This window comes from Pseudomonas sp. GL93, assembly GCF_003408955.1.
GTDB lineage: Bacteria > Pseudomonadota > Gammaproteobacteria > Pseudomonadales > Pseudomonadaceae > Aquipseudomonas > Aquipseudomonas paracarnis.
Window position 1 is genome coordinate 1 of the sequence record NZ_NKRF01000059.1, and the last position, 18,496, is coordinate 18,496.

An 18,496-nucleotide genomic window follows, 5' to 3' on the forward strand; every position below is an offset into this window, starting at 1 on the left:
GGGCAACGCCGAGCGGCAGATCCAGGCCATGAAGGTCAAGACGCCGAATGCCGAGCAGAAAATCCTGTACCTGTCCGGCGGTAATCAGCAGAAAGCCATCCTTGGCCGCTGGTTGTCGATGCCGATGAAGGTACTGCTGCTGGATGAGCCCACTCGCGGTATCGACATCGGCGCCAAGTCAGAGATCTACCAGATCATCCATAACCTGGCGGCCAGCGGCATTGCGGTAATCGTGGTGTCCAGCGACCTGATGGAAGTGATGGGCATCTCCGACCGCATCCTGGTGCTGTGCGAAGGCGCCCTGCGCGGCGAACAACTGCGCGAACAGGCGACTGAATCCAACCTGCTGCAACTGGCCTTGCCACGCGGCCTGGCGAACTGAGAGACGACCATGACTATTCAAAACAACGCGTTGCCCTCGTCACGCAAACCTATGGACATGCGCGCATTGCTCGACAACTGGGCGATGTTGATGGCAGCCGTGGGCATCTTTGTGCTGTGTGCCTTGCTGATCGATAACTTCCTCTCACCGCTCAACATGCGCGGCCTGGGCCTGGCGATTTCCACTGTGGGCATCGCCGCGTGCACCATGCTGTTCTGCCTGGCCTCGGGGCACTTCGACCTGTCGGTAGGCTCGGTGATCGCCTGCGCCGGGGTGGTTGCGGCGATTGTGATGCGCGATACCGACAGCGTAATGCTGGGCATTGGCGCAGCGCTGCTGATGGGTCTGATGGTGGGGCTGATCAACGGCATCGTGATCGCCAAGCTGCGGGTCAACGCCTTGATCACTACGTTGGCAACCATGCAGATCGTGCGCGGCCTGGCTTACATCTTTGCCGACGGCAAGGCCGTAGGCGTGTCCCAGGAGCAATTCTTCGTGTTCGGCAACGGCCAATTGTTTGGTGTGCCGGTGCCGATCCTGATCACCATTGTCTGCTTCCTGTTCTTCGGCTGGCTGCTCAACTACACCACCTATGGGCGCAACACCATGGCCATCGGCGGTAACCCGGAGGCGGCGCTGCTGGCGGGCGTGAACGTAGATCGCACCAAGATCCTGATCTTCGCCATCCATGGCCTGATCGGCGCCTTGGCCGGGGTGATCCTCGCGTCACGCATGACCTCTGGTCAACCGATGATCGGCCAGGGCTTCGAGCTGACGGTGATCTCGGCCTGCGTGCTAGGTGGGGTGTCGCTGAGCGGCGGCATCGGCATGATCCGTCATGTGATTGCCGGGGTGTTGATTCTGGCGATCATCGAGAATGCGATGAACCTGAAGAACATCGATACCTTTTACCAGTATGTGATCCGCGGTTCGATCCTGCTGTTGGCCGTGGTCATCGACCGCATGAAACAACGCTGAACCCAGGCCATCAGATCAATGTAGGAGCGAGCTTGCTCGCGAAAACGTCAACGATAACGCGTGCTTCCTGAACAACCGCGGTGCCTATGAGTTTTTCGCGAGCAAGCTCGCTCCTACAGTTTTAATCGGCGGTGAATTTGAAGAGGGTGCTCTGCGTGTAAGTCTGCCCAGGATTCAAGCGGGTCGAGGCAAAGCTTGGCTGGTTAGGCGCATCGGGAAAGTGCTGGGTCTCCAAAGTAAACCCACTCCAATGCTGATAGGTCTTGCCGCCTTTGCCCTTCACCGAACCGTCCAGGAAGTTGCTGGTATAGAACTGTACGCCAGGCTCTGTGGTGTAGAGCTGCAAACGCCGGCCCGACTCAGGATCATGCACCTCGGCGGCCAGTTGCTTGATGTCTCCCTTGGTATCCAGCGCCCAGTTGAAGTCGAAGCCACCTTGCTTGGGCTCGGCGAATTTGAGCTGCGGGTGGTCTGCCTTGATGTGCTGGCCGATGGGTGTGGGCTTCAGGAAGTCCATTGGCGTGCCCTTGACCGGTGCCAGTTCGCCGGTGGGAATCAAGGTGGCATTCACCGGTGTGTAGTGGCTGGCGTGCAAGGTGGCGACCTGCTTGAGAATGTCGCCGTTGCCCGCGCCGGCCAGGTTGAAGTAGCTGTGGTTGGTGAGGTTGAGCACCGTGGGCTTGTCGGTGGTGGCGGTGTAGTCGATGTGCAGTTCGTTGTTGTCGTTGAGGCGGTAGGTGACCTCGGTCTTCAAGTTGCCCGGAAAGCCCATTTCCCCATCTTTGGACAGGTAGGTGAGGGTGACGCCCACCGAATCTTTGTCCTTGACCGATTTGGCTTGCCACACCTGCTTGTCGAAGCCCTGGGCGCCGCCATGCAATGAGTTGGGGCCGTCGTTGAGCGGTACCTGGTAGCGTTTGCCGTCGAGTTCGAAGGCGCCGCCGGCCAGGCGATTGCCGAAGCGGCCGATGGTGGCGCCAAAAAACGCGGTACCGCCCTGATAGCCTTGCACGTCATCGAAGCCCAGCACCACGTCGTCGAGCTTGCCGTGTTTGTCTGGCACTTTTAGCGACTGCAGCACACCACCGTAGGTGATCACCGTGGCTTGCATGCCATGGCTGTTGCGCAACACGTACTGTTCGACGGCGGTGCCGTCATTGGTTTTACCGAAGGGTTGGTGTTCGCTGCTAAGGCCGGCGGCGTGCGCGCCGCCGCTGGCGATCAGCATGGACAGCGCAAGGCCGGACAGCAGGTATCGAGGGTGCTTCATGGTCGAACTTCCTTTTGTTGTTTTGCTGGAATAGTTCTACTAATTTGAGATATTTTGTCGATATGACAGCAGATTTATAGCCTTTAACGCCGTTCTTGCAAAATAAAATAAGACTAATTAAGCGGAGCACTGATTGTTATGACTACCCAGCAAGCGATTTATCCCGACCTCAAGGGCAAAACCGTGCTGGTTTCCGGCGGGGCTTCGGGGATTGGCGAGTTCATGGTGCGGGCCTTCGCCGCGCAGGGTGCCAAGGTGGCGTTCGTGGATCGCGCACAAAGCCAGGGTGAACGCCTGGCGGCGCTGCTGAACTCCAAAGGGCACAGTGTCGAGTTCGAGTGCTGCGATATCACCGACGAGATCGGCTACCGCGCGGCGATCGGGCGCTTCGAGCATTCCCTGGGGCCGATCACGGTACTGGTCAACAATGCGGCGAACGATGTGCGCCACAGCCTGGAAAAAATCGACTCGCACCTGTTCGACCAGCTCATTGCGGTCAACCTCAAGCACGCCTTCTTTGCCGCCAAGGCGGTGGTGCCCATGATGAAAGAGGCCGGTGGCGGCTCGATCATCAACCTGGGTTCGGTGGGCTGGATGATGGCCTCGGCCGGCTACCCCGTATACGCCGCCAGCAAGGCCGCCGCCCACGGCATGACCCGAGCCCTGGCGCGGGAACTGGGGCCCAACCATATCCGCGTCAACACCTTGGTGCCGGGTTGGGTGATGACCGAAAAACAACTGGCCATGTGGGTCGACGACGCCGCCAAGGAACTCATCGCCCGCAGCCAGTGCCTGCCCGGCAGCGTGATGCCGGAACACATCGCCAACATGGCGCTGTTTTTGGCCTCGGATGTTTCGGCGATGTGCTCGGCGCAGAACTTTATCGTTGACGGCGGTTGGGTGTAGCGACGCGAACAGGGCTCTATGTAGGAGCGAGCTTGCTCGCGAAAAACGTCAACGATAACGCGTGCAGCCTGAATAACCGCGGCGCCTGTGAATTTTTCGCGAGCAAGCTCGCTCCTACAAATTAGGGCAAGTTCATTCGATGGGGTAACGCTTGAACGCTGGGTGCTGCTCCAGGCGTTCAGCATGGCGCTTGAGGTTGGGGAACGCATCGGCCTTCACCACCGAGGCCACGGTGAACTGGCTGAACGACCAGGCGACTGCTGCGGTAATCGACGCCTGGGTCAGCGCTTGACCGTCTGCCAGTTGCTTGTCCAACAACGCATAGGCCGCCAGCAATTGCCCGGTAACGCGCTCAAGCCATGGCGCATGCAGCTTTTCGGCGGGGCGCAGGTTGTGTTCATAGACGATCTGCACGCTTTTTTCACAGGCCGCCAGCGCGAGCCCAAGCAGTTGCAGGTCGCGGGCGCGTGCCGCCGGTTGTTGGGGCAGCAGCTTCTTGTCAGCCGGCGCCAGCGCTTCCAGGTAATCGAGGATCAGGCTCGAATCCATCAGCACCGTCCCGTCGTCCAGCACCAGGGTCGGGGCCTTGACTACCGGGTTGATCTGGGCAAATTCAGCGTAAGTGCTGAATACCGACAGCGGTTCATGCACAAAGTCCACCCCGTATAACTCCAGGGAAACAGCCACGCGGCGTACGTAGGGCGAGTCCAGCATTCCGACCAGTTTCATGCAGCCTCCATTGCTTACAGGGTGTTGGGCTCAAGAGATTAAGGGCGCGGGCCTGGATTGCGCAACGGCGTTGTGCGGTGCCGGATAAGGGATGGATGCCATGGCGTCGGGTGGCGGTGGCATTCACCGTGTGACGAGTCATCAACCTTTGGTTTAGTCTGGAACGCTTAGTTGATCGCAAGCGCCTCTGGAGCATTGATTATGACCGAGTACGTACCTGCCAAAGTCTGGACCTGGGACACCGAAAGCGGCGGCACCTTCGCCAGCATCAACCGGCCCATCGCCGGCGCCACCCACGAAAAGCCGCTGCCGGTAGGCAAGCACCCGCCGCAACTGTATTCCCTGGCCACGCCCAATGGGCAGAAAGTCACGATACTGCTTGAAGAACTGCTGGCGCTGGGGCACAGCGGCGCCGAATACGACGCCTGGCTGATCAAGATCGGCGACGGCGACCAGTTCGGCAGTGGCTTTGTGGCGGTGAACCCGAACTCGAAGATTCCTGCGCTGATGGACCACAGCGGCGCCACACCGATTCGCGTGTTCGAATCAGGCGCGATTTTGCAGTACCTGGCCGAGAAGTTCGGTGCGTTCCTGCCCACGGAGCCCGCCGCCCGGGCTGAGTGCCTGTCGTGGCTGTTCTGGCAGATGGGCAGCGCGCCTTACCTGGGGGGCGGCTTTGGGCATTTCTATGCCTATGCGCCAAGCAAGATGGAATACCCGATCAACCGCTTCGCCATGGAGACCAAGCGCCAACTGGATGTGCTGGATAAGCGCCTGGCGGTCAGCCAATACATCGCCGGGGATGAATACACCATTGCCGATATCGCCATATGGCCTTGGTACGGTGGGTTGGTCAAAGGCCGTTTGTATGGCGCGGCGGAGTTTTTGTCGGTGCATGAATACAAACATGTGCAGCGCTGGGCGGATGCGATTGATGCGCGGCCGGCGGTGCAGCGTGGGCGGCGGGTGAACCGGGTGTCGGGCGATGATCAGTTGCCCGAGCGGCATGATGCACGTGACCTGGATTGATACGATAACCAGGTAGGAGCGAGCTTGCTCGCGAAAAACGTCAACGATAACGCGTGCTTGCTGAATGAACGCGGCACCTGGGCGTTCTTCGCGAGCAAGCTCGCTCCTACAAAGCTGCGTTATTTGTAGCGCTGCTCAAACACCCCCACCTGCTCAGGCGTGATCAGCTCGAAAGGCACCCACACCTGCGCGTCAACTTGCTCGCCCTTGATCATGCGCACCGCCGCTTGCACGGCCTGGGCAGCCTGGGCCTTGGGGTCCTGAAACACTGAGCCCGCCAACAACCCGCGCTTGATCGCCGCCAGGCCATCGGGCAAGCCGTCGATACCGACAATCGCAATCTCGCCCTTGGCCTTGCCCGCTTGCTGCAAGGCCATGGCCGCGCCAATCGCCATTTCATCGTTGTTGGCGACAATGGCATTGAACGCGGTGCCGGCCAGCAACCAGTTACTGGTCAGGTCCATCCCCTTGCTGCGCTGCCATTCGGCGCTTTGCTGCTCGACGACCTTGATCCCCGGGAAGTCCTTGAGCACCTGTTTGACCCCCTCGGTGCGGTCATGGGTGGCGTTCTGTGCAAGGTCGCCCATGATGATCGCCACATTGCCCTTGCCGCCCAGTTTTTGTGCGAGGTAGCGCATCTGCAATTGCCCCGCTTCGATGTCGTTGGAGGCCACCGTAACCACGCCCTCAGGCAGCGTACGCTCATCCGGGTGGCGGTTGACGTACACCAGCGGCGTCTTCGCCGCCACGGCGGCGCGGGTGATGTTGGCGGTGGCAGCGGTGTCTACCGGCAGCACGATGACCGCATCGACTTTCTGGTTGAGAAACCCTTCGACCTGATTGAGCTGGCGCACCACATCGCCCTGAGCATCTTCAAATTGAATCTGCACGTCCTGGTGTTTCGCTGCCGCCTCCAGGCCGGTGCGCACATAGGTCATGAAGTTATCGTCCACCCGGGCAATGCTCACGCCGATGCGATAGGCGGCGAAGGACCACTGGCTGAACATCAACAACAGCGCGGCCACTAGTAATGAATAACGGTGCATGAGGCTGTTCCTTTTATTGTTATAGGGTGAATGCCTGGCGGAAACGCTCCAGAGCCGACTCGCTGTCGCCGCTGGCCCAGCCCTCCAGGCCGACCACACCGGTGTAACCCATGGCGTGCAAGGCCCGGGCAATGGCCGGGTAGTGGATTTCGCCCGTGCCGGGCTCCTTGCGTCCAGGCACATCCGCCACCTGGATTTCGCCGATGGCGCTGCCAGCGCGCTGGATCAATTCGATCAGGTTCCCTTCGCCAATCTGCGCGTGGTACAGGTCCAGGTTCATCTTCAGATGCGGGCTGCCGACGGCTTCGATCAGGGCCAGGGTGTCGTCGGCACGCGCAAACGGCGTACCCGGGTGGTCGACGGCGGTGTTGAGGTTTTCCAGCAGGAACACACGCCCGGCGTCTTCCCCCAGGCGCGCAATTTTTTCCAGGCTCTTGCAAGCGCTCAGCCACATGCGCCCGGTGGTGTGGCTGACGGGCTGCACGGGGAGGCCGCCTTCACCGAGGCCCGTGCCATGCAGGTTGAGGCTCGGGCAGTTGAGGCGCTCGGCAATGCCCAGGGACTCACGGGCGCTGTCGAGCAATTGGCGGATGCCGTCGGGGTCGGTGAGGGTGCCGCTGAGGTAGCCGGTCATTGAGGTGAAGTCCGCGCCCGTCGCCGCCAAGGCGTGGATGTCCTTATCGGCCCAACTCCAGATTTCGGCGCTGAAACCCAGGGCATGAATACGTTTGACCCGTTCGATGAAGGGCAGGTCGAGGAACACCATTTCGGCACTGACGGCCAATTTGAACGGCATCATTAAAGGGCTCCTTGAACGGCCACGGCCTTGCCGGTTTGGTACGACTCAATGCAGGCACGGGCAATTGCCAGGGCTGCACGCGCATCTTCACCGCTGGCCAGGGGCTTGGCGCCGCTGCGCAGGCAGTCGACAAAGTGGTTGAGCTCGGCGATATAGGCGTCGCGCAGCAGGTCGGTGTCCATCCGCTGGGTGTCTGCCTGGATACCCTCGGCCAGGTAGCGCACCAGGTCGCAGTCGTTAAGGCTGCCCATGCTCAGCATGCCCTTGCTGCCGAACACTTCGCCGCGCACGTCGTAGCCATACACGGCCTGGAAGCTGGCTTCGGCGGTGGCAATGGCGCCGTTGTCAAAGCGCAGGGTGACCACGGCGGTGTCGAGCAAGCCTTGGCTTTTGAATTGCGGGGCAATCAGCGCGTCGGCCATCACCTGCACCTGTACCACTTCGGCCCCAGGGTTGAGGTAGCGCAGGGTGTCGAAGTCGTGGATCAGGGTTTCGAGGAAGATCACCCATTGCGGTGAGTTGGCCGGGTTGTTCAGCGCCGGGTCGCGGGTCAGCGAGCGTAGCAGCTGTGGCGTGCCAATACGTCCCGCGGCGATGTCGAGGTGCGCCGTGCGAAAGCTCTTGGCGAAGCGCCGATTGAAGCCGACCTGCAAGGGCACCCGTGCATCGGCAGCGGCGGCGATGGCGCGGTCGGCTTCGTCCAGGGTAATCGCCATGGGCTTTTCGCAGAAGATGCCTTTGCCGGCGCGGGCGGCACTGATCACCAGCTCCGCGTGGCTACGGGCAGGGGCGGCGATGAGGACGCCGTCGATGTCCGGGTCGTCCAGCAGCTGTTGCGGGTCGGTGTAGGCCTTGTCCACGCCCAGTTCTGCTGCCAGGCGAGCGGCCTGGCCTGGAACGGGATCGGCGATGGCGGCGAGGCAGGCACCGGGTATGTGGCGTGCGGCGGTAAGGCCATGGAAGCTGCCCATGCGACCGGCACCGATCAAGCCCAGGCGGATGCTTTGTGTACTCATGAAACGACCCCTTTTGTTGTTATGGGCCCCCAGGACAGTCCTGAGTGACACGGGGGCAAGAGCAATGTGTGTGCCAATTTATAAGATATTGATTTTTATGAATTTATTATTTTTATGAGGCAAAAAGTGTTCATATTCATGACATGTCTATACTGACATGTCGAAAATATGAACATGGATAACCGCAATGACCCAGGCGTTCAGTGTGCAAGACCTCGAATACCTCACAAGCCTGGGGCCTGCCGCGTTGAACGACGGGCCGATTGCTGCGTTGGAACAGGCGTGGCGCCAATGCCTGACTGGCCAAGTCGTGCGTCCCGACGGGGTGCGCCAAGTCATCTGGGATTCCTGGCGACGCAGTGTCGAGGCGGGGATAGAGCCCGGCAACAACGGTTATCGTTTTGTTGCGCCGCAAGCGCTGGCGGCGACCCTGGCCAACCATCGCGCCGTGATCGCCGCTGCCGCGCAGGTCATGCATGGATTGCTGGCTTACAACCCGCGCGGGCATATCAACCTCACGGATGCCGACGGCACGACCTTGTATTTCTGCGGGCTGGACATCACCCCGGTGGGCAGTCGCCTGCTCGAATCGGTGCAAGGCACCAACTGCACCGGCCTGGCCCTGGCCGAAGATCGCCTGGTCTATGTGCTGGCTGAAGAAAATTTCGCCAGCGGCCTGCGTCAGCGCCACATGCACTGCGCCGCCGCGCCGATCAAGGATGCCCAAGGCCAGACCCTGGCCATGCTCACCCTGACCGCCGAGCCCGGCTGGTTTCACTTCCATACCCTGGGCACCGTTCAAGCGGCGGCCGAAGCGGTGTCGCGGCAGATGGCGCTGCAGGTGTTGCTGGAAGAACAACAGGCCGTGCTCGAAGTGCTGAACGAAGGCTTGGTGGTGCTCGATGAGCGTGGCTGCATCAAGGCGCTCAACCGTTATGCGCGGCAACTGTTCGGGGTAGGGCTGGAGCTGATCGGCAGTCCGTTCCGGCGCCTGGGCCGCAGTGAACTGAACGACGCACTGGGTGAGCCTGTGCGCGACCTCGATTGCACCTTCCACCTGCACGACGGCAGCCAACTCGCCTGCCTCGTTTCGCTATGCCCACTGGAGCAGGGTGGGGTGATTGTGTCGGTGCGCGAAAATCGCCGTATCCGCGAGATTACCCGGCGTATTATCGGCACCCAGGCCCGCTATACCTTCGAGACCATCCTGGGCACCTCGCGGGCCATACAAGACGCACTGCACCTGGGGCGCATTGCCAGTCGCAGCGAGTCCACCACCTTGATCCTCGGCGAAAGCGGCACCGGCAAGGAACTGTTTGCCCAAGCCATTCATAACGGCAGCGAGCGTTGCAACGGTCCGTTTGTGGCGGTCAACTGCGGCGCGATCCCACGGGACCTGGTGCAAAGTGAACTGTTCGGCCACGTCGAAGGCGCATTCACCGGCTCGGCGCGGGGTGGGGCGGCAGGCAAGTTCGAATTGGCGGATGGCGGCACCATTTTCCTGGATGAAATCGGCGACATGTCCTTCGACGCCCAGGTCAGTCTGCTACGGGTTTTGCAGGAGGGTGAAATCACCCGCGTCGGGGCCAAGCAATCGCGGCAAGTCGACGTGCGCATCATCGCCGCCACCCATCGCAACCTGAGCCAGGCGGTGGCCGAGGGCGCCTTTCGTGAAGACCTTTACTACCGACTCAACGTGTTGAACCTGAGCGTGCCGCCACTGCGTATGCGCCGTGACGATATCCCGCTGCTGGCGCGGCATTTCCTGCAGCGCTGTGCCCGCTCGCTCCGTAAAGCGGTGCAAGGTTTCGCGCCGGATGCGTTGGCGTTGCTGTCAGCTCATGGCTGGCCGGGCAACGTGCGAGAACTGGAGAACGTTATCGAGCGAGCGACCAACCTGGCGATGGGCGAGCTGATCCAATCGGCTGACTTGCCGTTGGAAACCCAGCAACGCATGGCCTTACGCGCCTACCCGCCACAGCCCGCGCAGGATTTGAGCAGCCATGAAATGCACGCCATCGTTGCCGCGCTCACCAGCACCCGCGGCAACATTCGCCTGGCCGCCCGGCAACTGGATGTGTCACGGGGCGGGCTGTACAACAAGATGAGTCGGTTTGGCTTGAGCGCCGCCGATTTCCGTGAGCGCTGAAACCTCAAGCCAAACCGATCAGCTGCACAGGTTTTCCGGGGTCACTATCTGTGGCGGTATATGCACGCGGTGCCCCAATGGGTCAAACCCCTCATCACTCTGCAAGCGCACCAGCAATTCGACCAATGCTACGGCCGTCTGCTTCGGCTGCGAGTCCATCACCACATCAATCAACCCATTGCTCAATGCCTGGCGTGACAACGGCGTGGACTCTTGCAGGATGCAGCACAGCGTCGGGCGCTTGGGCAGTTGCGCCAGGGCGTTGATCACGCCGTCGCCACCACCGCCCACCACGCATAACCCACGCAAATCGGTATGGCGGCTGAGCAGGTCGAGGGTGGCTTCTTCGGTGATGTCGCAGTTGTCCAGGTTGATCAGCGGCTCCAACGGCTTGAGCCCCGGCGCGTGTTCGGCCAGGTAGCTGTGCAAGCCTTCGACCCGTGCCTGATGGCCGAGAAAACGATGGCCACCCAACAGGATGCCCACGCTGCCTTTGCGTGCGCCGCAGGTGCGCGCCAGCAGCCAGCCCATGGTGCGCCCGACCACGTGGTTGTCCTGGCCTACATAGGGTTCGGCAGCGTGTTCATGGATGTCCGAGAGCAGGGCAACCACCGGCACGCCAGCTGTGCGGATCTGCGCCAGGCAGGCGTTGATCAACGGATGGGCGAAGCTGACCACCGCGAGGGCGTCGCACTGCACGGCCAGTTGTTCGATTTGCGCGACGATGGCGCCGGGCGTGCGGTCGTTGATGTAGTCGAACTGGCAGCTCAGGTTGGCGGTGGCGTGATGCTGCGCTGCCTCGCTGATGGCGTGGGCCAACTGCGCATAGAACGCTTGGGCGGTCCCCAGCAACAGCACGCCGAAACGGTAGGTGGGCCGACGTTCGCGAATGCGCTGGCCGATCAGCCGTGCGGCGAAATAGCCCACCGCTTCGGCAGCCTGGAACACCTGTTCGGCCGTGCCGGGGTTGACCGGCGCGCGGGCGTTCAACACGCGGTCGACGGTGGCTACGCTGAGCCCCGCATGGGCGGCGACGGTGGCGATGGTTGGGCGTTTGTTGTTGTGCATGGCAGGCCCCTTGAGCGTCTTGATAGAAAACTATCAAGCCCCGCTGGGCCTGGATGATAGCTTGATAGGGAATGGATTCAAGGCCTTGAGGGTGATTTAGCCGCACTCTATCGTTGGTTTCGCAAAGCACCTGAAACCCACGCTTGCGGAGAACAATAACAATGCCTGAACACACCGCTTACCGCGCCCGGCGCGACTACAGCCTCACTGGCCCCGAAGCGGCCCGCGCCGTCGAAAAGGGCTTGGTCTCGGCCCGCTGGTACCAGTCGCCCATCTCGCGCAAACGCATGAAAGAACTGATGCAGCGCCGTGACGGCCCGGCCTTGCGCGACACCGCCCTGTGGTTCTCGACGTTGTTGGCCACCGGTGTCGGCGGCTACTGGTTCTGGGGCAGTTGGGCCTGCGTGCCATTCTTTATCGCCTACGGTGTGCTCTACGGCACGGCCTCCAACCCGCGCTGGCACGAAACCGGCCACGGCACGGCGTTCAAGACCCGCTGGATGAACGATGCGCTGTATCAGGTGGCGAGCTTCATGTGCCTCTTCGAACCCCACGTGTGGCGCTGGAGCCATGCCCGTCATCACACCGACACCATCGTCGTCGGCCGCGACCCGGAGATCGTCGAACCGCGCCCGCCAAGCTTATGGATGATGGCGCTCAGCCTGTTCAACCTGCCCCTGGCCTGGAAGACTTTCAGCGGCGTGGCCCGCCATGCGCTCGGGCGAATGAGTGCCCAGGAGCAGGACTTCATCCCCGAATCCGAGTGGCCCAAGGTGTACCGAGATGCGCGTATCTGGGTCGGCCTCTACGCCCTGATCATCGGCACCGCGCTGTACCTGCACAGCGGGTTGCCGCTGATGCTGGTGGGCCTGCCCAGCCTCTATGGCGCGTGGCTCGGCTACCTGTTTGGTCTCAGCCAACACGTGGGCCTGGCCGAAGATGTGCTCGACCACCGCAGCAATTGCCGCACTATCTACATGAACCGCGTGTTGCGCTTTATCTACATGAACATGAACTACCCCCTCGAACACCACATGTACCCGATGGTGCCTTACCACGCGCTCAGTCAACTGCACGAAGAGATCCGCAGCGACTGCCCACCGCCATATGCCAACCTGTGGCAGGCCTACCAGGAAATCATTCCGACGATCTGGCGCCAGCGCAGCGATCCCAGCTATTTCGTCCAGCGCCCCACCCGTGGCGAGGGAGCTTGCTCCCGCTGGGCTGCGCAGCAGCCCCAATAACCCTTCAGACCTACACCGTTCAGACGAATCTGGGGCCGCTTCGCAGCCCAGCGCGAGCAAGCTCGCTCGCCACAGAGTAAGAGCAAGTCATTGGAGATAAATATATGAACGATCAATGGATCGACGTCTGCGCCGTGGGCGAAATAGACGCCGAAGACGTGCTGCGCTTCGACCACGGCGCGCAGACCTACGCGGTGTTCCGTTCTGCCGAGGATGAATTCTTTGCCACCGCCGGCCTGTGCACCCACGAGAAAATCCACCTGGCCGACGGCCTGGTGATGGACCATGTGATCGAGTGCCCCAAGCACAACGGGCGCTTTGATTACCGCTCCGGCAAGGCCCTGGGCGCGCCGGTGTGCGTCAACCTCAAGACCTACCCGGTGCGGGTCGAAGCGGGGCGGGTACTGCTCGCTGTCACGGCCGAAGGATGAACGCCCCCCTGATCATCGTCGGTGCCGGCCATGCCGGGGGCCGTGCGGCACTGACCCTGCGTGAAGAAGGCTACAGCGGACGCCTGATCCTGATCGGCGATGAAGCGCATCTGCCCTACGAACGGCCACCGTTGTCCAAGGGCTTGCTGCAAGGTTCGAGCGACCTGGCGCAATGCAGCCTGTGCGACAGCCAGCAGTTGGCGGTGCTCGGGATCGAGCATATCGCCGCCAACCCGGTCAGCCGTCTGGAGCCACAGCACCACCGCTTGCAACTGGCCGACGGCCAATGGTTGACCTATGCCGGCCTGCTGCTGGCCACCGGAGGTCAGGCGCGGCGCTTGCCTCAGGAGCAGGCCAACGTATTTTACCTGCGCACCCATGATGAAGCGTTGGCCTTGCGCAATGAATTAAAGCCAGGCGCCAGGCTGGTGGTGGTCGGCGGTGGCTTTATCGGCTTGGAGGTGGCAGCGACCGCGCGGGGCCTGGGCTGCGAGGTGACGGTACTGGAAGCCGGACCACGGCTGGCAGGGCGGGTGTTGCCGCCGGTGGTCAGTGACGCGCTGCTGAGGCTGCACCATGAACATGGCGTCGATGTACGTTTGAACGTCGCCATCGAGTGCATCCACGCCGACGCCGTGCAACTGGTCGACGGGCAACGGCTGCCCTGCGACCTGGTAGTGGTCGGCATCGGCATGCAGCCCAACATCGAGTTAGCCGCGGCGGCGGGCTTGGAAGTCGGGCAGGGCATTCGCGTCGATGAGTACTTGCGCACCAGTGCGGCGGATATCTACGCGGCGGGGGATGTGTGCGAGTTTCGCCTGGCGGGCCTTTATCAGCGCCAGGAAACCTGGCGCAACGCCGAAGCCCAGGGCCGCCTCGCGGCGTTGAACCTGCTGGGGCGGGAGTTGACGTTCGAGACGATCCCGGGTTTCTGGTCCGATCAATACGCGTGGGGCTTGCACACCGTCGGGGTGATGACTGCGCTGATGGTTCGCCGGGAACTGTCCGACGGCGGCCTGCTGCTGTTCTACCTTGACGACCATCACCGTCTGCAAGGCGCCTGCGGTTGGGCCTTGGGTAATCGCGCAGCCAAGGACGTCAAGCTGTGCGAGCGCTTGATCACCGCCCACATCCCGCTTAACCCGGCCAGCCTGGCCGACCCCGAGGTATCCCTGAAGCTGTTATTGCGAGGCTGACCATGCGCCAGTTGTTAGTATTCCAATCGATGTGGGCCATGCAAACCGAGCCCGGCAGCCTTGAAGCGCAACTGGACCGCATCGTCGCCGCTGGTTTTGACGGCATCACCGATCATTACTGGGCGCCGGCATCGGTACAGCGCCTGCACGCGGCGGCCACGGCCAGGGGCCTGCAGATTGAAGGGCAACTGTTCCCGCAATCGGTGGATGATCTGGCCAGGGCATTGGAGGTGATCAGCCGTTACGGCTGTCACCACCTCACCTTGCAAGCCGACGTGCGCCCACGTACCCAGGCCGAGGCGGCCAGACTGATCGACGGCTGGCAACGCCTGGCCGAACAGGTGGACTTCCCGATCCTGCTGGAAACCCACCGTTATCGGCTCACCAACGACCTGTTGTTCACCCTCGACCTGCTGGCACAGATGCCCGATCTGAAACTGCTCGCTGACCTGTCCCACTACGTGGTTGGCCGCGAGTTGCCCCAGCCCGGCAGTGTGGAAGACGACGAACAGATACGCACCATCCTGCGTCACAGTTGGGGCTTTCATGGCCGCATCGCCAGCAGCGAGCAGGTACAGGTTGGCCTGGATTTTCCCCAGCATCAACAGTGGGTCGAGCGGTTTACCGGCTGGTGGCGCTATGGGATCGAACACTGGCTGGGCCGCGCTTACACCCCGCAGAGCTTGTCCTTCACTTGTGAGTTAGGCCCGCCACCCTATGCGATTACCGACGCACAGGGGCGCGAACTCACCGATCGCTGGGCCGAGGCGCTCAAGCTCAAAGCCCTGATTCGCCAGGTGTGGGCCAGTTGCCATCGATGATCTGCTAATCTGCGCGGGTTCAAACCGCCCTCAGCCTGTGGAATGCCCATGAAAACCTGCCCCGTCCGTCCCCCGCTCGAACCGCAATCGGTGTGCCACCCGATCACCAGCAGCGCGATCTTCATGGTCGCCACCCTGGCGCCTGATGCGGTTGAAAACGTGCGGGCCTGGTGCGCCGACATCGCAGGCCTGGTGCGCTCGGTAGGCAAGCGCGTGCCCTCGGGCAACCTGACTTGCGTTTGCGGGTTTGGCTCGGATGCCTGGGACCGCCTGTTCGGCGCGCCGCGCCCGGCGGCCTTGCATCCGTTTCGCGAGTTCGGTGTGCAAGGGCGCATGGCGGTGTCGACCCCCGGCGACATCCTGCTGCACATCCGTGCCGAGCAGATGGACCTGTGTTTCGAGCTAGCGACCCAGCTGATGGCGGCCCTGGGTGATAGCGTGAAGGTGGTCGATGAGGTTCAGGGCTTTCGCTACTTCGATATGCGCAGCATTATCGGTTTCGTCGACGGCACCGAGAACCCGGTGGGGCGCAAGGCCGAGGCCTTCACCCTGGTGGGCGATGAAGACCCTGAGTTCGAAGGCGGCAGCTATGTGCTGGTGCAGAAATACCTGCACAACATGACCGCGTGGAATGGCTTGACGGTGGAGGCTCAAGAGAAGGTGATCGGGCGCACCAAATTGTCGGACATCGAACTGGACGAAGACGCCAAGCCGAGCAACTCCCACAGCGCGCTGACCGTCATCACCGACGAGAGCGGCGAGGAAGTGAAGATCCTGCGCGACAACATGCCCTTTGGCCGCCCTGGCGCGGGCGAATTCGGCACTTATTTCATCGGCTACGCACGCTCGCCTCAGCCCCTGGAACAGATGCTGGAAAACATGTTCGTCGGCCGCCCGGCCGGCAACTACGATCGCTTGCTCGACTTCAGCACGGCCGTGACCGGGGGCCTGTTCTTCGTGCCCTCGGCCGACTTGCTCGAAGCGCTGGCCGACCGCCAATAACCTGTAGGAGCGAGCTTGCTCGCGAAAAACCCAAGGCCACCGCGTACATACAGAATGCCCGCGTTATCGTTGACGTTTTTCGCGAGCAAGCTCGCTCCTACAAGGGTCAGGTAAGCAGGCCGGTGCTGACCGCCACAATCAGGAAGATCCCCAGTAGCGCCCGGTAGATCACGAACGGCCAGGTGGAGAAACGCTCCAGAAACTTCATCAGGCCCCAGATGGCGAAGAACGCCGAGATGCTCGCCACCACCAGCCCGAACATCAAGTGCGGCCAAGCGTGGGCGGGCAGGTCGGCGCGCAGCAGCACCCACAGCTCTTTCAAACCGGCCAGGGCGATGGCCGGCAAGCCCAGCAGGAAGGAAAACCGCGCCGCTTCTTCGCGTTTGAAATTCAGGAACAGCGCCGCGGTCAACGTGGAGCCCGAACGCGATACGCCCGGTATCAACGCGCCAATCTGTGCAACCCCCACGATCAGGGCATCGCGCAGGCGCATTTGGCTCACGTCGCGTGTATGCCGGGCACGCAGTTCGGCCACTGCCAGCAGCACCGCCATCACCACGCAGGAAATGCCGATCACCATGAGCCCGCGCAATGGCGAGTTGCAGGCATTCAAGGTCGACGACAACGCCAGCCCCGCAATGCCAATCGGGACGGTTGCCAGCACAATTGCCACGGCGAGCTTGAACCAGCGGTCGTTATAGTCGCCCCGGCGCACCGCACTGATGCTGCCGGTGGTGACCTGGCGCACATCCCGCCAGAAGTAACTGACCACCGCCGCCAACGCCGCCAATTGCATGGCTGCGGAAAACGCCGAGCCGGGGTCTTGCCAGCCGACCAGGGCGGGTACCACGCGCATATGGGCGGTGGACGACACCGGCAGCAATTCAGTAATGCCCTGGATCACCCCAAGGATGAAGATTTGCAGGTAATCCAGGGAGGCAAAGCCCACATCCAGGCCGGCGGTACAGACGTTGGTCAAAATACGTGTCCTTGAGCAATAGGGGGAAACCGGCGAAGTTTATTCTAAATGTTTCAGGATTTCGGCCAGGGCAACCGCTATATGCAATCTGTTCAGCCAATAGAAAGGATTCGCCAGGCCATTGGCGTGGGCAGCACTTTTGTGAACAATGGCGCCCTGCGTTTTTCCACCGAGAGCCCCATGCCTGAAACCACCGTCGAATTGATCCAGACCGGCCCCGAAGAAGCTGAACTGATCCGCAACCTTTACCAGTACTACGCCTACGAGTCTTCGGACTGGGAACAGGAAGATGTCGAGGCCGATGGGCGTTTCTACATCCACGACGAACACCTGGCCCGCTACTGGAGCGACCCGCAATGGAGCGCCAACCTGTTGCTGGTAGACGGTTATATCGCTGGTTTCCTGTTGATCGAAGGCAGCGAACTGCCGAGCATCGACGCCCTGGAACTGGCTGACCTGTTCATCCTCAAGCGCTACCGCCGCAAGGGCATCGGCCGCGCCATCGCCAGCCAGGTGCTGTGCAGTGGCGCGGCCAATTGGCTGGTGCGATTCTATGATCAGGACGAAGTGTCCCAGGCGTTCTGGCGCACTGTGCTGGATAACCTGCCGCGCCCAGTGCAGAGCATTGAACTGGACGATGAGCCACAGCTGGTGAACTACCTGATTACCCGGGCTTCGTTGCATTGATGGGCGCGGGCTTTTTCCCGATGAGCATAGATATCTAAACAACGCTGTAGCGATCAACCGTAACCACGATGCGAAGCGAGTCGCCCTTGATCTGCTTTTGATCTTGATCTTAAGCGCCCCGTCAAACCACGCTGGCCGGAATTCGACAGGGATTTGGGGGGTAAACCGGCAGGGATGCCGGTTTAGCCGCCCCGCGCCATGGATGGCGCGTGGCGGCGGCCCCCCAAATCACTGGCGGATTACGGGCACACCGAGCCTAGGCGAGGTGCCGAGTGGTGGGGCAAGAGCCCTTTGGTTACTTTGGGGCTTTTCCAAAGTGACCCGCCGTTGAACTGCCCCCCGAATGTTGGACACCTGACCCCCTCGGGAGGGTGTTCCATGACGAAATACAACCTAGCACTCAAGCAATCACTGATTGAAGAGTGTCTGTCTGCCAGTAGCGTTCATGAGGTGGCCCTCAAGCATGGCTTGAGTCCATCGCTGCTTCGTCGCTGGGTCAAGGGTTTTGAAAAGCACGGCGCCTCTGGCTTGATTGCCAAGTACAGCCATTACGATGCCCAGTTTAAATTGAAGGTTTTGCAGTGCATCAAACAAGACGGGCTGTCGGACCAACAGGCCTGTATACGGTTTGATATCCGTGGTCCAAGTAGTATCAGGCAGTGGCGAAAGCTGTACGATGAAGGCGGTGTAGAAGCACTACAACCGCATCGTCTTAAAGAGTCCAGCATGCCCCGCAAACCTTCCAGGCAACCCAAAGCAAGTCC

Annotated in this window: 19 protein-coding genes; 12 read left to right on the forward strand and 7 right to left on the reverse strand. The window is 61.5% G+C overall.

Going from position 1 to position 18,496, the window contains the following annotated elements; genetic code table 11:
• Positions 1–382, forward strand: a 382-nt coding sequence (locus tag CER19_RS09940) for an ATP-binding cassette domain-containing protein (protein ID WP_116666287.1), incomplete at its 5' end; no start/stop codon positions are given.
• 9 nt (positions 383–391) lie between these two features.
• Positions 392–1,360 (forward strand): L-arabinose ABC transporter permease AraH, encoded by a 969-nt coding sequence (gene araH, locus CER19_RS09945; protein ID WP_116666288.1) that lies wholly within the window; start codon positions 392–394, stop codon positions 1,358–1,360.
• A gap of 121 nt (positions 1,361–1,481) precedes the next feature.
• On the opposite strand, the gene CER19_RS09950 is transcribed toward araH, so the two are convergent.
• On the reverse strand, positions 1,482–2,630 hold the full coding sequence (locus tag CER19_RS09950; protein WP_116666289.1) for an aldose epimerase family protein: 1,149 nt from the start codon (positions 2,628–2,630) through the stop codon (positions 1,482–1,484).
• A 138-nt stretch (positions 2,631–2,768) separates the two neighbouring features.
• Between CER19_RS09950 and CER19_RS09955 the strand changes: the two genes are divergently transcribed.
• On the forward strand, positions 2,769–3,536 hold the full coding sequence (locus tag CER19_RS09955; RefSeq protein WP_116666290.1) for an SDR family NAD(P)-dependent oxidoreductase: 768 nt from the start codon (positions 2,769–2,771) through the stop codon (positions 3,534–3,536).
• Positions 3,537–3,668: 132 nt separating this feature from the next.
• On the opposite strand, the gene CER19_RS09960 is transcribed toward CER19_RS09955, so the two are convergent.
• Positions 3,669–4,265 (reverse strand): glutathione S-transferase family protein, encoded by a 597-nt coding sequence (locus tag CER19_RS09960; RefSeq protein ID WP_116666291.1) that lies wholly within the window; start codon positions 4,263–4,265, stop codon positions 3,669–3,671.
• Positions 4,266–4,466: 201 nt separating this feature from the next.
• Between CER19_RS09960 and yghU the strand changes: the two genes are divergently transcribed.
• Positions 4,467–5,294, forward strand: coding sequence for a glutathione-dependent disulfide-bond oxidoreductase (gene yghU, locus CER19_RS09965; RefSeq protein WP_116666292.1), 828 nt, complete (start codon positions 4,467–4,469; stop codon positions 5,292–5,294).
• Between the two features lie 119 nt (positions 5,295–5,413).
• Here yghU and CER19_RS09970 read toward each other — a convergent pair whose 3' ends face one another.
• From CER19_RS09970 to CER19_RS09980, 3 genes are read right to left on the reverse strand one after another with little or no spacing between them, the layout of a single operon-like run.
• The gene (locus tag CER19_RS09970) at positions 5,414–6,340 is read right to left on the reverse strand and encodes a sugar ABC transporter substrate-binding protein (RefSeq protein ID WP_116666293.1); all 927 of its coding nucleotides are present in this window, start codon (positions 6,338–6,340) and stop codon (positions 5,414–5,416) included.
• 19 nt (positions 6,341–6,359) lie between these two features.
• Positions 6,360–7,139: a TIM barrel protein gene (locus tag CER19_RS09975; RefSeq protein ID WP_116666294.1), complete on the reverse strand. Its 780-nt coding sequence runs from the start codon at positions 7,137–7,139 to the stop codon at positions 6,360–6,362.
• Positions 7,139–8,155, reverse strand: a complete 1,017-nt coding sequence (locus tag CER19_RS09980; RefSeq protein WP_116666295.1) for a Gfo/Idh/MocA family oxidoreductase — start codon at positions 8,153–8,155, stop codon at positions 7,139–7,141. Before CER19_RS09980 ends, CER19_RS09975 begins: the two co-directional genes overlap by 1 nt.
• Positions 8,156–8,342: 187 nt before the next feature.
• Between CER19_RS09980 and CER19_RS09985 the strand changes: the two genes are divergently transcribed.
• Positions 8,343–10,304, forward strand: a complete 1,962-nt coding sequence (locus tag CER19_RS09985; RefSeq protein WP_116666296.1) for a sigma-54-dependent Fis family transcriptional regulator — start codon at positions 8,343–8,345, stop codon at positions 10,302–10,304.
• An 18-nt stretch (positions 10,305–10,322) separates the two neighbouring features.
• Here CER19_RS09985 and CER19_RS09990 read toward each other — a convergent pair whose 3' ends face one another.
• Complete coding sequence (locus tag CER19_RS09990; protein WP_116666297.1) at positions 10,323–11,372, reverse strand: LacI family DNA-binding transcriptional regulator; 1,050 nt, start codon at positions 11,370–11,372, stop codon at positions 10,323–10,325.
• A 161-nt stretch (positions 11,373–11,533) separates the two neighbouring features.
• Here CER19_RS09990 and CER19_RS09995 point away from each other — a divergent pair, with 161 nt between their 5' ends.
• The 5 genes from CER19_RS09995 to CER19_RS10015 all read left to right on the forward strand — a co-directional run bounded on the left by CER19_RS09995 (position 11,534) and on the right by CER19_RS10015 (position 16,066).
• Entirely contained in the window at positions 11,534–12,616 is a 1,083-nt protein-coding gene (locus tag CER19_RS09995; protein ID WP_116666298.1) for a fatty acid desaturase family protein, read from the forward strand.
• Positions 12,617–12,720: 104 nt separating this feature from the next.
• On the forward strand, positions 12,721–13,047 hold the full coding sequence (locus CER19_RS10000) for a MocE family 2Fe-2S type ferredoxin (RefSeq protein WP_116666299.1): 327 nt from the start codon (positions 12,721–12,723) through the stop codon (positions 13,045–13,047).
• Positions 13,044–14,243 carry an NAD(P)/FAD-dependent oxidoreductase gene (locus CER19_RS10005; RefSeq protein WP_116666300.1) on the forward strand — a complete coding sequence of 400 codons (1,200 nt, stop codon included), beginning with the start codon at positions 13,044–13,046 and terminating at the stop codon, positions 14,241–14,243. Before CER19_RS10000 ends, CER19_RS10005 begins: the two co-directional genes overlap by 4 nt.
• A 2-nt stretch (positions 14,244–14,245) precedes the next feature.
• A complete protein-coding gene (locus CER19_RS10010) occupies positions 14,246–15,064 on the forward strand; it encodes a sugar phosphate isomerase/epimerase (RefSeq protein ID WP_116666301.1) in 819 nt (272 codons plus the stop codon).
• Positions 15,065–15,112: 48 nt separating this feature from the next.
• The gene (locus CER19_RS10015; protein WP_116666302.1) at positions 15,113–16,066 is read left to right on the forward strand and encodes a Dyp-type peroxidase; all 954 of its coding nucleotides are present in this window, start codon (positions 15,113–15,115) and stop codon (positions 16,064–16,066) included.
• Between the two features lie 106 nt (positions 16,067–16,172).
• Here the strand turns inward: CER19_RS10015 and CER19_RS10020 are convergent, their stop codons facing one another.
• Positions 16,173–17,045, reverse strand: a complete 873-nt coding sequence (locus tag CER19_RS10020) for an undecaprenyl-diphosphate phosphatase (RefSeq protein ID WP_116666303.1) — start codon at positions 17,043–17,045, stop codon at positions 16,173–16,175.
• A 48-nt stretch (positions 17,046–17,093) separates the two neighbouring features.
• On the opposite strand from CER19_RS10020, the gene CER19_RS10025 reads away from it, so the two are divergent.
• Positions 17,094–17,732, forward strand: coding sequence for a GNAT family N-acetyltransferase (locus tag CER19_RS10025; RefSeq protein WP_116666304.1), 639 nt, complete (start codon positions 17,094–17,096; stop codon positions 17,730–17,732).
• Between the two features lie 378 nt (positions 17,733–18,110).
• The coding region (locus CER19_RS10035) for a helix-turn-helix domain-containing protein (RefSeq protein WP_133298324.1) at positions 18,111–18,496 on the forward strand (386 nt) is incomplete at its 3' end.

Coding starts and splice junctions, on each gene's coding strand:
- CER19_RS09970 (WP_116666293.1), bottom strand. CDS start 6,340: ATGCACCGTTATTCATTACTAGTGGCCGCGCTGTTGTTGATGTTCAGC.
- CER19_RS09995 (WP_116666298.1), top strand. CDS start 11,534: ATGCCTGAACACACCGCTTACCGCGCCCGGCGCGACTACAGCCTCACT.
- CER19_RS09990 (WP_116666297.1), bottom strand. CDS start 11,372: ATGCACAACAACAAACGCCCAACCATCGCCACCGTCGCCGCCCATGCG.
- CER19_RS10015 (WP_116666302.1), top strand. CDS start 15,113: ATGAAAACCTGCCCCGTCCGTCCCCCGCTCGAACCGCAATCGGTGTGC.
- CER19_RS10000 (WP_116666299.1), top strand. CDS start 12,721: ATGAACGATCAATGGATCGACGTCTGCGCCGTGGGCGAAATAGACGCC.
- CER19_RS10025 (WP_116666304.1), top strand. CDS start 17,094: ATGTTTCAGGATTTCGGCCAGGGCAACCGCTATATGCAATCTGTTCAG.
- CER19_RS10010 (WP_116666301.1), top strand. CDS start 14,246: ATGCGCCAGTTGTTAGTATTCCAATCGATGTGGGCCATGCAAACCGAG.
- CER19_RS10005 (WP_116666300.1), top strand. CDS start 13,044: ATGAACGCCCCCCTGATCATCGTCGGTGCCGGCCATGCCGGGGGCCGT.
- CER19_RS09985 (WP_116666296.1), top strand. CDS start 8,343: ATGACCCAGGCGTTCAGTGTGCAAGACCTCGAATACCTCACAAGCCTG.
- CER19_RS09950 (WP_116666289.1), bottom strand. CDS start 2,630: ATGAAGCACCCTCGATACCTGCTGTCCGGCCTTGCGCTGTCCATGCTG.
- CER19_RS09975 (WP_116666294.1), bottom strand. CDS start 7,139: ATGATGCCGTTCAAATTGGCCGTCAGTGCCGAAATGGTGTTCCTCGAC.
- CER19_RS09960 (WP_116666291.1), bottom strand. CDS start 4,265: ATGAAACTGGTCGGAATGCTGGACTCGCCCTACGTACGCCGCGTGGCT.
- araH (WP_116666288.1), top strand. CDS start 392: ATGACTATTCAAAACAACGCGTTGCCCTCGTCACGCAAACCTATGGAC.
- CER19_RS09980 (WP_116666295.1), bottom strand. CDS start 8,155: ATGAGTACACAAAGCATCCGCCTGGGCTTGATCGGTGCCGGTCGCATG.
- CER19_RS09955 (WP_116666290.1), top strand. CDS start 2,769: ATGACTACCCAGCAAGCGATTTATCCCGACCTCAAGGGCAAAACCGTG.
- yghU (WP_116666292.1), top strand. CDS start 4,467: ATGACCGAGTACGTACCTGCCAAAGTCTGGACCTGGGACACCGAAAGC.